General features: G+C 60.3%; 8 protein-coding genes. 4 read left to right on the forward strand and 4 right to left on the reverse strand.

Translation table 11 applies throughout. The features are described 5' to 3' along the window. Positions 1–447: M48 family metalloprotease (locus BN1127_RS22910; RefSeq protein WP_042650202.1), on the forward strand; the 447-nt coding region annotated here is incomplete at its 5' end. A gap of 89 nt (positions 448–536) precedes the next feature. On the opposite strand, the gene BN1127_RS16875 is transcribed toward BN1127_RS22910, so the two are convergent. Further along, positions 537–2339, reverse strand: coding sequence for an MOSC N-terminal beta barrel domain-containing protein (locus BN1127_RS16875; RefSeq protein WP_042650203.1), 1803 nt, complete (start codon positions 2337–2339; stop codon positions 537–539). A gap of 352 nt (positions 2340–2691) precedes the next feature. Here BN1127_RS16875 and BN1127_RS16880 point away from each other — a divergent pair, with 352 nt between their 5' ends. The 3 genes from BN1127_RS16880 (at position 2692) to BN1127_RS21795 (ending at position 9419) form a co-directional block, all read left to right on the forward strand. Continuing rightward, positions 2692–4338: an NAD(P)-binding protein gene (locus BN1127_RS16880; protein ID WP_042650204.1), complete on the forward strand. Its 1647-nt coding sequence runs from the start codon at positions 2692–2694 to the stop codon at positions 4336–4338. Next, positions 4335–7940 carry a pyruvate:ferredoxin (flavodoxin) oxidoreductase gene (gene nifJ, locus BN1127_RS16885; protein ID WP_042650205.1) on the forward strand — a complete coding sequence of 1202 codons (3606 nt, stop codon included), beginning with the start codon at positions 4335–4337 and terminating at the stop codon, positions 7938–7940. The genes BN1127_RS16880 and nifJ overlap by 4 nt, the downstream gene beginning before the upstream one ends. Before the next feature lie 435 nt (positions 7941–8375). Further along, entirely contained in the window at positions 8376–9419 is a 1044-nt protein-coding gene (locus tag BN1127_RS21795; RefSeq protein WP_082030145.1) for a GIY-YIG nuclease family protein, read from the forward strand. A gap of 196 nt (positions 9420–9615) precedes the next feature. Here the strand turns inward: BN1127_RS21795 and BN1127_RS16890 are convergent, their stop codons facing one another. The 3 genes from BN1127_RS16890 to BN1127_RS16900 form a co-directional block, all read right to left on the reverse strand. Continuing rightward, a complete protein-coding gene (locus tag BN1127_RS16890) occupies positions 9616–9831 on the reverse strand; it encodes an HP1242/YdcH family protein (protein WP_005313020.1) in 216 nt (71 codons plus the stop codon). Between the two features lie 286 nt (positions 9832–10117). After that, positions 10118–10708 (reverse strand): hypothetical protein, encoded by a 591-nt coding sequence (locus BN1127_RS16895; RefSeq protein WP_042650206.1) that lies wholly within the window; start codon positions 10706–10708, stop codon positions 10118–10120. An 11-nt stretch (positions 10709–10719) separates the two neighbouring features. Next, positions 10720–12066 (reverse strand): MATE family efflux transporter, encoded by a 1347-nt coding sequence (locus BN1127_RS16900; protein ID WP_042650207.1) that lies wholly within the window; start codon positions 12064–12066, stop codon positions 10720–10722. Between the last annotated feature and the right edge of the window lie 30 nt (positions 12067–12096).

Below are 12096 nucleotides of genomic sequence, written 5' to 3' on the forward strand. Positions count from 1 at the left end.
GTCGCCGTTGGCCACGTGGCCAACGGCGACATGGTGACCCTGACCCTGATCCAGGGGGTGGTGAACACCTTCGTGATGTTCTTCGCCCGTATCGTGGCCGGTGTCATCAGCAACTTCTTCAGCTCCAACAACGACGAGGAGAGCAGCAGCTCCGGTGGTTTTGCCTACATGATCACCGTCTTCGTGCTGGAAATGTTGTTCGGCGTGCTCGCCTCCATGATCGTCATGTGGTTCAGCCGTCAGCGTGAGTTCCGCGCCGACGCCGGTGCCGCCAAGCTGGCCGGTCGCGACAAGATGATAGCCGCCCTGCAGCGCCTTGCCCGCGGTGCCGAGCCGCAGATGGAAGGCACCATGATGGCCTTCGGCATCAACGGCAAGCGCTCCATGAGCGAGCTGTTCATGAGCCACCCGCCCATCGAACAGCGCATCGCCGCCCTGCGTGGCTGATTGCCGGATGGGATAAGAAAACGGCTGCCTCAGGGCAGCCGTTTTGCTTTGTGGTGGTGATGGCGGCAATCTATGGCGGCGCCATCCTCTTATTTGATCACCAGATCGGAGAGGGGCACGGCACAGCAGGTGAGGATCTTGCCCGCAGCCCGCTCGGCGGCTGTGATGGCCGGAGCATCTGGATGGTCTACCTCCCCTTCTAGCAGAGTCTGCTTGCAACTGCCGCAGATGCCGGCGCGGCAGCTCCAGGGCAGCTCCACCCCCTGCTTGTGGGCCTGATCCAGCACAGTGCCCTGATTGTTGCCAGCGAAGGTCTGTTCGCCGATGCGCAGTTGCACCGCCTTGTGGGGACGGGCCACCGAGAGGATGGCCCCGCCAAAGCTCTCCTGGCGGATGCGCTCGGCGACGACCCCCTGCTTCTGCAGCAGCCTGACCGCCTCGCTCATGAAGCCGTGGGGGCCGCACAGGAAGATCTCCCGCGCCAGCAGATCCCTGACCTGCTCGAGGTGCCCCTTGCCAAGGCGACCGCCCATGCCCTGCCAGTGGTCGTCAGGCTGACTCAGGATCAGGGTCAGTTGCATGCCAGCCTGACTCATGGCGTGCAGCTCGGCGGCGGCCGGAATGTCGGCCTCGCTGCGGCACAGGTGCATAAAGTGAACATTTCCCAGCTCCCCGCGCAGCGCCAGGGTGCGGGCAATGGACAGCATGGGGGTGACGCCTGAGCCCGCCGAGAGCAGCAGCAGCTTGCGCTCAAATCCCAAGTGAAACTCGCCGGCCGGGGGGGCGGCCAGCAGGTGATCGCCCACGCGCAGATCATGGTGAAGCCAGGGGGAGATACGGCCATCGGCCAGCTTCTTGACGCTGATGCCGTAGCGCTCTGGTCTCTCCGGGGTGGAGCTCAGAGTGTAGCGGCGCTGTTGCCGTTCCCCCTTGATGTCGAGGCTGATGGGCAGGTGCTGGCCCGGCAGATAGTCGGGCAGCGGCTCGCCGTCGGCGGCCTCGAACCAGAAGGTCTCCAGATCCCGCGCCAGCGGCTCGCGGGCGACGCAGACCAGCTCCCGCTTCTTCGGCGCCGCATTGGGGTAGACGGGGGGGCGGACGGTTTCCAGCACCTCGATTTCGCTCCCTGCCTCAATCCAGCCCTCGTTCAGCGCCACCAGATTCTGGCCGAAATAGACCTCTCCATCCTCGCCACGGCGGTAGCGGGTGAGGGTGGCGAGCGGCTCTTTCAGCGCGTTGAAGCGATCCGTGCCCGCCTCCACCGTGGTCATGATGCAGCGGCTGCACGGCTTGGCCACCAGAAACTCCACCTCGCCGATGCGGATCCGCTTCCAGCCATCCTCCTCGAAGGGGCGGGTGCCGCTTGCCACCAGATTGGTGCGAAACTGGCTCATCTGGTGCAGGGCATCGGATCTCAGGTTGAGATCATCCAGCGAACTCTGGCTTATCAGCAGCAGGGGATAACCGTCGGCAAAGCTGACCCGGGTGCCGGTCTTCTCCCGAAAGCGGTCAGAGGTTTCGCCGAGCCAGAGCAGGCGAACCGGCTCCCCCGCCACCCGGCTCAGCCACTCATCGGCCTGGGACTGGGTGTGCAGGGCATGGAAGCTGTCACCCCAGACGCCGGTGGCCTGGGGGGCGCGGCTGAAGTCGACCTCCTGCAGCCTGAGCTGTGCCAGCCCCGGGTAACGCAGTTGCAGGCCGCCCTCCACCGGGGTGGCCGTCACCAGTTGCAGCTGGGGATGGGTGCGGGCTGTGATGAAGCTGCCATCCGGCTTGACCACCATGTAGCGGCGATCCCCCAGTAGCCCCTCCTGGGTCACCAGGGCGCGGGTCAGCGGCATGCCCGCCGTCGATTTGATGGGGTAGAGATGTATGCTGGCGAGGCTGGGCATGTCCGGGTCCTTGTGCTGTGACGATTCCAGTGAAGAGGGCAAGATAACGATTCCTGCCCCGTGCGGCAATCCTCTCCTTTTCCCCCACCCCAACGGTGGGGGATCGCGACAGGGTTGCAGGCCCGAAGGCGTACGTGGTGTGACGGAGATCCGGTTGTGGGGACGATGCCCCATAAAGCGCAACATTTATTGATCCTGATCCACCATGTCGTACAAAAAACGGCCCATCATCGAGCCAGCTTCCAGTTTCTGACGCTTTCGCTTCTTCCCTCTCCGGCCACCGTCTGCCCAGGCTACACGGTATCAAGCGCCATCGGAGCGGGCCTGTTACCCAACAAGAAGAAAGCAATGTATGAGCAAACAACTGGATATGACCCCACAGCCGGATCTCTCCCAGAAAACGGGAACAGGCCCGGTCCGCACCCGGCTGCCCGTCTGGCAACCGGCCCTGCCACCTTGCAACCATGCCTGTCCGGCTGGCGAGAACATCCAGGCCTGGCTTGCCTTGGCCGAAGCGGGCCGCTTCGAGGCGGCCTGGCAAACCCTCATCGAAGATAACCCGCTGCCTGCGGTCCATGGCCGGGTCTGTTATCACCCCTGCGAGAGCGCCTGCAACCGCGGTCAGGTGGATGAATCCGTCTACATCCACGCCATCGAACGTTTCCTCGGCGACGAGGCACTGGTCCATGGCTGGCTGCCTGCACCGCCTGCCCCTGCCAGTGGCAAGAAGGTGCTGGTGATTGGCGCTGGCCCCTCCGGCCTCTCCTGCGCCTGGCACCTCAACCGGCTCGGCCATCAGGTGGAGATCCGCGAAGCGGGGCCACTGGCGGGCGGCATGCTGCGCTTTGGTATTCCCGCTTACCGCTTGCCCCGCGACGTGCTGGATCGGGAGGTGGCCCGCATCCTGGCCGCTGGTGTGACCCTCACCCTCAACCACAAGGTGGAAGACGTGCTCAAGGCGCGCGACGAGGGGGGCTTTGATGCCGTCTTCATGGCCATAGGTGCCCATCTGGCCAAGCGGGTCGATATTCCGGCCCGGGAGGCGGGCAAGATCCTCGATGCGGTGAGCTTCCTCGAGCAGGCCAGTCTGGCCGAAGAGCAGGGCTTGCCGCCACCCAAACTGGGGCGGCGGGTGGCTATCTACGGCGGCGGCAACACCGCCATGGATGCGGCCCGTACAGCCCGCCGCCTCGGGGTCGAGGAGGCGATGATCATCTACCGCCGCGACCGGGATCATATGCCGGCCCACGCCTTCGAAGCCGACGAGGCCGAGGAGGAGGGGATCAAGATCAACTGGCTGCGCAGCATCCGCCAGCTCGACAACACCAGCATCGAAGTGGAGGTGATGGCGCTGGATGCCGGGGGCAAGCCGGTGCCCACCGGTAAGTTTGAAACCCTCGAAGCGGACTCCCTGATCCTGGCGCTGGGTCAGGAGGTAGACCTCTCGGTGCTGGAGAGTATTCCCGGCGTGCGGGTCAACCAGGAGGGCGTGGTGCAGGTGGCGGGCAACCTGATGACGGATGTGCCGGGTCTGTTTGCGGGCGGCGACATGGTGCCCTCCGAGCGCACCGTCACCATAGCCACCGGCCACGGCAAGAAGGCGGCGCGCCATATGGATGCCTGGTTGCGCGGTCGCCACTACCACAAACCGCTCTCCTATCCATTGGTGGGGCCCGAGCAGTTGCAACTCTGGTTCCAGACCCACGCGCCCGCCAGCAGTCAGCCGGTCAAACCGGCGTGGGCGCGGGACGACTTTGGCGAGATCATCGGCGGGCTGGATGAGGTTGCCGCCCGCTACGAGGCGGCGCGCTGCTACTCCTGCGGCAACTGCTTCGAGTGCGACGGCTGCTATGGCAGCTGCCCCGAGCAGGCCATCGCCAAGCTGGGGTCGGGCAAGGGCTATCAGGTGGATGCCGAGCGCTGCACCGGCTGCGGTGCCTGTCACGATCAATGCCCTTGTCACGCCATCGAGCTGCGCCAACCGGAGGAGTCCCAATGAAACATGAACTGATCATGGTCGATGGCAACGAAGCCGCGGCCCGGGTGGCGTACCAGCTGAGTGAAGTGTGTGCCATCTATCCCATCACCCCGAGCTCGACCATGGCCGAACTGGCCGATGCCTGGGCGGATGAGAAGCAGACCAACCTCTGGGGCAACATCCCCACAGTGGTGGAGATGCAGAGTGAAGGGGGGGCGGCCGGTACGGTACACGGCGCCCTGCAGGCGGGGGCGCTCGCCACCACCTTCACCGCCAGTCAGGGGCTGATGTTGATGCTGCCCAACATGTACAAGATCGCCGGTGAATTGACCGCGGCGGTGTTCCATGTGGCGGCCCGCTCCTTGGCGGCGCAGGGGCTCTCGATCTTTGGCGACCATCAGGACGTGATGGCGGCGCGCAGCACCGGCTTTGCCATGCTCGCCTCCGGCTCTGTGCAGGAGGCGCAGGACTTGGCCTTGGTTGCCCACAGCGTCACCCTGCAGTGTCGGGTGCCCTTTATCCACTTCTTCGACGGCTTTCGCACCTCCCACGAGGTGAACAAGATCACGGCCCTGCATAGGGACGAGATCCGCGCCCTCATCGACAACGACTGGGTGCGGGCCCACAGGGCCCGGGCGCTCAACCCGGATCACCCCGTGATGCGCGGCACGGCCCAGAACCCCGATACCTACTTCCAGTCCCGCGAGAGCGTCAACCCCTTCTACGAGGCGGTGCCGGCCCGGGTGCAGCAGTGCATGGACAAGCTGGGATCCCTCACCGGCCGCCACTACCGGCTGGTGGAGTACCACGGCGCAACCGATGCCACCGACGTCATAGTGCTGATGGGATCGGGGGCGGCCACCGCCCGCACTACCGTGGATTGGCTCAACCGGCAGGATCGCAAGACCGGGGTCCTGGTCATTCGCCTCTATCGTCCCTTCCCGGTGCAGGCGCTGCTCGATGCCCTGCCCAGGAGTGTGCGTCGCATCGCCGTGCTGGATCGCACCAAGGAGCCGGGCGCGGGCGGCGAGCCGCTGCTGCTGGATGTACAGAGCGCCCTGATTGACGGCTTGCAGCGTGGCCTTCTCAAGCGGCTGCCCTGGCTCAGTGGCGGTCGCTATGGCCTCTCTTCCAAAGAGTTCACCCCCGCCATGTGCGCGGCGGTATTCGAGGAGCTGGCATCCGATGCACCGCGTCCGCGCTTTACCGTGGGGATTGTCGATGACGTCTCGGGCCTCAGTCTGGCCTGGCACCCCATCGGCGATCTGGAGCCTCCTAGCCGGGTGCGGGCACTCTTCTTTGGCCTGGGTGCCGATGGTACGGTCGGCGCCAACAAGAACAGCATCAAGATCATCGGCGAGCTGGAGGGCTTCCACGCCCAGGGCTACTTCGTCTACGACTCCAAGAAGTCGGGCTCGCGCACCGTCTCCCACCTGCGTTTTGGCCCCGAGCCCATAGACGCGCCCTGGCTTATCGAGCAGGCGAGCTTTATCGGCTGCCACCAGTGGGGCTTTGTCGAATCAGTGGACCTGCTGGAGCACGCTGCAGAAGGGGCGACCCTGCTGTTCAATGCCCCCTATGAGGCTGACAAGGTGTGGGGCCGGCTGCCCGAGCGGCTGCGTGCCCGCATCCGCGCCCTCAATATCCAGCTCTACTGCATCGACGGGGATCGGGTGGCCGAGCAGAACGGCATGGGTAATCGCATCAACACCATAATGCAGACCTGCTTCTTCGCCCTGGCCGGGGTCTTGCCGCGGGACGAGGCGATTGCGCTGATCAAGGAGAGCATAGAGAAGAGCTATGCCCGCAAGGGGTCCGAAGTGGTCGAGCGCAACTTCGCGGCGGTGGACGATACCCTGGCTCACCTCTGCAAGGTGGCGATCCCGGCCGGTGATGAGCAGATCAGCGACTATCCGCTGCCACTGGCACCGGGTGGCAGCGAGTTCGTCCAGCGGGTCACAGGCGAGATGCTGGCAGGGCGCGGCGATCTCATTCCCGTCTCCATGTTGCCGGTGGACGGCACTTACCCCACAGCCACCAGCCGCTTCGAGAAGCGGGATATCGCCCGCGAGATCCCTATCTGGCACTCCGATATCTGCATCCAGTGCGGCAACTGCGTCTTTGTCTGCCCCCACGCGGCGCTGCGAGCCAAGTTCTACCATCAGGACTGGCTGGCAAATGCCCCCGAGGCTGCCCAGTCGGTGCCCGTCACCGCCAGGGGTTTCCCCGACAGCCGCTACACCCTGCAACACTATCCGGAAGATTGCACCGGCTGCGGCCAGTGCGTGCAGGCTTGTCCGGTGCGGGCCGGGGCTGATGCAAGCCATCAAGGCGAGAGTGCAGAAGGAGAAAGTCATGAAGGCGACCGTGCCATCACCATGATGGACAAGGCGCCGCACCTCGCTGGCCAGAAACAGGCGCTGCGCTGGTTCGAGAGCCTGCCCTGGCCTGCCCGCGAGCGGGTGGATTTCTCCACGGTGCGCGGTGCCCAATTCCTGGAACCCCTGTTCGAGTTCTCCGGCGCTTGCGCCGGTTGTGGCGAGACCCCTTACCTCAAGCTGCTGACCCAGCTGTTTGGCGATCGCATGCTGGTGGCCAACGCCACCGGCTGCTCCTCCATCTACGGCGGCAACCTGCCGACCACGCCGTGGGCCAAGAACTCGGAAGGGAAGGGGCCTGCCTGGTCCAACTCCCTGTTCGAGGACAACGCCGAGTTCGGCTTTGGTTTTCGTCTCACCGCCGATCAGCATCATGGTCAGGCGGTGGCCGCCCTCAAGGCGATGAAGGGGGAGCTGGGGGAGGCGCTGGTCGAGTCGCTTATCAACGCCCCGCAGCGGCTGGAGTCGGAGATCCGAGCGCAACGCAATCGGGTCGCGCAGATGCGGGAGCGGCTGGAAGAGGTGAAATCCGGCAAGGCCCGCGAGCTGCTCTCCTTGATTGATCAGCTGGTGCGCCGCTCGGTCTGGATCGTCGGCGGCGACGGCTGGGCCTATGACATAGGCTCGGCGGGGCTCGATCACGTGCTCGCCTCCGGGCGCGATGTGAACGTGCTGGTGATGGATACCGAGGTCTACTCCAACACCGGCGGCCAGATGTCGAAATCGACGCCGCTCGGTGCCGTCGCCAAGTTCGCGGCGGGAGGCAAGACGCTGGCCAAGAAGGATGTGGCCTTGCAGGCCATCTCCTACGGCAACGTCTATGTGGCCCGCATCGCCTTTGGTGCCAATCCGCAGCAAACGCTGCAGGCCTTGCGGGAAGCCGAAGCCTACCCAGGCCCGTCGCTTATCATCGCCTACAGCCACTGCATCGCCCACGGCATCGACATGGAGCAGGGGTTGGCCCAACAGAAGCGGGCGGTGGATTCGGGCCATTGGCCACTGATGCGCTACAACCCTGTATTGCGCAGTTTGGGGCAGAACCCCTTCAGCCTCGACAGCCTGCGTCCCTCTATTCCCCTCGCCGAGTACAGGGCGGAGGAGAACCGCTACCGGGTACTGGCCCAGAGCCATCCACAGGAGGCAGAACGGCTGATGCAGGTGGCGCAGCAGGTGGTCTGGCAGAGATGGGCCACCTACGAGGAGATGGCCACCCGCGAGGCCAGTCAGTTCCATCCGCCGGTGTGAGTATGGGGTGAATCGATAAAGAGAAGCGGGCCAATTGGGCCGCTTCTCTTTATCGGGAGATCAGGAGTGAGGTTATATCTATCAATACCACTGCAGGGTTAGGGCACGAGTAGAACGTTATTAACTTCATGGTGGTATGTGTAGTTGGAGGGAATTTAGGTATATATTAGCAGTATGTTTTCACAGAGTGCGTGACGGTCTAATTAATAACTAAGAGTTACAGGGGTTCAGCATTTTTAGTTAACAGCATAGTAACTATAACAGTTGTTTTTATAAATAAATTGTTTTGGCTGCAGCGGTGGCAAACAGTTTAAATGGTATAGCAAAGTCGTTGATATAAAATGTGAGGTAGTGCAGGATATATGGAGTTTAATCCATCAAGACCGAAAGGTATTGCATTGATTTTTTACATGACAAATAAATAAAGGAGGGGTAATGGAAGAGTCTGCAACCGATAATAGAGGCTACGTTTATATACTGGAGGTGAAAGACATAGACCTCCCTGTATGCAAAATTGGCATGACAACAAGAACACCACATGACAGATGTAATGAGATAAATAACAGTTCAACAGGTGATTTTATTTGGTCAGTGGCTCATTACATAGCCGTAGATAACTGCAGAAAACTAGAGTCTCTAGTCCACTCGAAATTGGCTCCGCTACGTCAAAAAGGACGAGAGTTTTTTAATATAAATGCTGATGATGCAAATGCCGCAATAATATCCATTCTTGATAATCAAAAAGAAATAAAAAAACTAAACACTGAACTAATAGTTGCCAACAAAACATCAAAAAAGTTAAATTATAAGAGAAAGCCACGACAGCATTCTTTTAAACGTATTGATTCAGCGTATGCAGAATTACTTCAGATATTTACCGAATGTCTCAATGTAAAAGGCCGGCCTTTTGGACAGTTGAACAAACCACTCTTTGGTATGAGTGATGGGAACAGAGGGGTGCAGTGGAATATTTCAGTAAATACGGAGAAAAGTGAAATAAGGCTTGGCGTCAACCTAGAGGGAAGTGAAAAGACAGGGAAGTGGTTAATTTCTTCATTTATTTTGAACAATCCAAACATAGAAATATTGAAATCAAAAATCGCTAATCCAAAAAGTTTAGAACTTATTTTTTCACGCGATGCATGGCAAGGCCCCTCGAGGCTAAGCATTAAAGAGAAATTTATTGGTGGTCGTGAATACTCACTGTCAGATCTTAATAAAGAAATATGGATGGAGATTTTAGAAGAAGCATTGACTTGTCTTGATGAAAATAAAGGTTTTCGTGGTAGAAAAAGAAATCAACTTGTCACACTAGAGTCAGATGGTAGAAAATTGATAAAAGATATTTCCCCACACCTAACAATATGGACTATTTTAAGCATTGAGGGGGATGTTGAAGAGAATATCAAAAGTAAAATTTCAGAACTACAGCCAGTGTACGATTGGGTGGTGAAAGCAAGTCATGAAAAAATGTTTTAGAAAATCCTGAACAGGAGCGAACATACCTCTACGTTGACGGGTTTTTCCTATCGTACGTATTTATCAATACAGCCATCCAGATACTTTTTGCGCTTCAGTACCAGCATATGGTGTTGGCCGCAAGCGACCAATAAAAAGCCCGGCTTTAAGCCGGGCTGGGGGATAAGTTGCTTATCCGGGCAATTCGTCGAGGCGTCTAGTGTGGATGTTGTTTGAGGATGTCGTATATCTCCTCTTTCAGTTTAAGTTTTTGTTTTTTCAGATCCTTCACCTCGGAGCTGTAATCGCTGGCGTGATGTTTTTCCAGCTTCCTGATCTCCGCATCCAGGTCGTTGTGCAAGTCAAACTTCTTTTGGAAATGGACATCACTGCTCTTCAGTTTCGAGATGAGATCTCTGTACTCAGGGAACATGTAATGAAGCCTCCTTGGTGTCGTTTGATTGTGCCTTGACCTTCAAACTACCCCTTCCCCCGGGAGATAAATGTGATCCCGATCCAATTTGGGGCAACGGATTTGCTGCATCTGGCGGATGATTTTTAACTGATTGAATCACAAGCAGATAAGTGATTTATGGGGAGGACAGAGAGGAGGGAACTGGGATCCTGTTCACAGTTGTGACCTTTTGATGATGGCAGGCGTGCGCCAGGCGGGCAGCAAGAAGGGGCGCCGGGCCCCTTCTTCAAAAGCAGTGCCGTCTTTACTCTTTTTTCTTTTTCTTCTCGGGCAGGGGCTGACCGCCGCGGGCTATCACCTTGCCCACTTCGAAGCCTATCTGGGCCGCCAGCTCTTCCAGATCCGGGGACTTGGCCTCGTTGCCGATGGCGTACTGGTAGTTGGCTATGGTGATCTTCTCGGCCACCGGGGTGCCCGGCACTATGGGCTCACGCCAGCCCTGGCCAACATGGGCCACCAGGGTGCCGTTCATGATGAGCTCGCCGACTATCTCCTGGGTGGGGATGCCCTTGCCGTAGGTCAGGCCCTGGGGGTGTTTCTTGCCCACCAGGGGTTCGGTGCTTGCGGGCACCAGCTTGGTGCGGATCAGCCACTTGGGATCCTTGTGCTTGCCCACCGCCTTGCCGGTCTGGTACTCGTTGATCTTGATGGTCTTGATCATCTGGGCCATGAAGTCCTTGGTCAGGGCCTTCTGCGCCTCGCTGGTCTGGTCGATGACGATGGGGGCCACGTACCAGGTCTGGGGGGCTTGCGCCTTGGGGGCCGCCGGGGCGGTTTGTGCCATGGCGAGCGGGCTGAGCAGGATGGCCGCCAACAAGAGTCCGATTTTCTTCATTGTGATTCCGCTTATGTTTCGACAAGAATTTTGTTTTGCCAGCGACGACTGCGCCAGCGCCAGAACATGGCCAGACCGCGAACCCACTCGTCGCAGGCCAGCGCCAACCAGATGCCTACCAGGCCATAGCCCTGCATGATACCAAGGAAATAGGCCAGGGGAACGGCAATGCCCCACATGGAGACGAGCGCCATGTAGAGCGGGAAACGGGCATCCCCGGTGGCACGCAGGGCGTTGATCACCACCAGGTTGAAGGTGCGGCCGGGTTCGAGGATGAGGCTGATGAGGAAGAGCTGCGCCACCTGGGTGATGATGTCTGCATCGTCGGTGAACAGGCTGATGATGGCGCGTCCGTTCAGGGCCGCGGCTATGGCAATCAGGCTGGTGACGATGAGGCCGAGCTTGAGGCTCTTGATGAGTTGGCGATAGGCCTGCTCGAAGCGACGGGCCCCCGCCAGGTGGCCGATGATGATCTCGTTGCCAAGGCCGATGGAGAGGCCGAACAGCAGGATGAACAGGCAGATCTGGAAGAAGTAGGACTGGGTCGCCAGCGCCTTGTCGCCGAGCAGGCCGACGAAGGCGGTCACCACCATGAACTGCAGCATCCAGGAGAGGTTCTCCCCCGCCGCCGGCAGGCCTATGTGCAGCACCTTGTCCAGCATGACCTTGCTTGGCCGAAGGATCTCCGGCAGCCGCAGCCGTATGCCGGTCTTGCGCGCCACCAGCCACACCAGCAGCACCACGCCGACGATGCGCCCCACCACTGTGCTGATGGCGACCCCGGCGACCCCGAGCTGAGGCAGGCCGAACCAGCCATAGAGCAGCAGCAGGTTGCCGACGAAGGTGATGAGGTTGACGATCAGGGTCACGTACATGGCCTGACGGGTGTGACCATGGGCGCGCAGGGTGGCGGCCAGGCAGAGCGCCGCCGCCTCCGGCAACAGGCACAGCCCGATGATCTGCAGGTAAAGGGTGGCATCCCCCATCAGGTGAGCGGGCAGGTTCATCAGCGCCAGCATGGTGCTGGCACCAGCCATGGCCCCGACAGCGGCCACCAGCCCCACCAGCAGGTTGAAGCCGATGGCGGTGTGGATGACCACGCGTGCCTTCTCCCTATCCCCTGCCCCCAGATACTGGGTGATCACCACGCTGGTGCCTATGCTGACGAAGCTGAACAGGGTGATGGCGAGATCGAACACCTGGTTGCCGACCGCCAGTGCCGCCACCCCCTGATAGGAGACGTGGCCCACCATGAAGGTGTTGAGGGCCCCGGTCAGGAAGTGCAGGGCGAGATCGATGAACAGTGGCCAGGTCAGGGCGAACAGGGTGCCCGGGCCCGCGTGGGATTGAGTCTGCATGGGATGTCCAAATACTGGGGATGGCCCTCG

Source organism: Aeromonas media (assembly GCF_000819985.1).
GTDB classification, from domain to species: domain Bacteria; phylum Pseudomonadota; class Gammaproteobacteria; order Enterobacterales; family Aeromonadaceae; genus Aeromonas; species Aeromonas media.

Excerpts from the sequence above, each read along its gene's own strand:
- BN1127_RS16875 (WP_042650203.1), bottom strand. The coding sequence starts at position 2,339 with ATGCCCAGCCTCGCCAGCATACATCTCTACCCCATCAAATCGACGGCG.
- BN1127_RS16880 (WP_042650204.1), top strand. The coding sequence starts at position 2,692 with ATGAGCAAACAACTGGATATGACCCCACAGCCGGATCTCTCCCAGAAA.
- nifJ (WP_042650205.1), top strand. The coding sequence starts at position 4,335 with ATGAAACATGAACTGATCATGGTCGATGGCAACGAAGCCGCGGCCCGG.
- BN1127_RS21795 (WP_082030145.1), top strand. The coding sequence starts at position 8,376 with ATGGAAGAGTCTGCAACCGATAATAGAGGCTACGTTTATATACTGGAG.
- BN1127_RS16890 (WP_005313020.1), bottom strand. The coding sequence starts at position 9,831 with ATGTTCCCTGAGTACAGAGATCTCATCTCGAAACTGAAGAGCAGTGAT.
- BN1127_RS16895 (WP_042650206.1), bottom strand. The coding sequence starts at position 10,708 with ATGAAGAAAATCGGACTCTTGTTGGCGGCCATCCTGCTCAGCCCGCTC.
- BN1127_RS16900 (WP_042650207.1), bottom strand. The coding sequence starts at position 12,066 with ATGCAGACTCAATCCCACGCGGGCCCGGGCACCCTGTTCGCCCTGACC.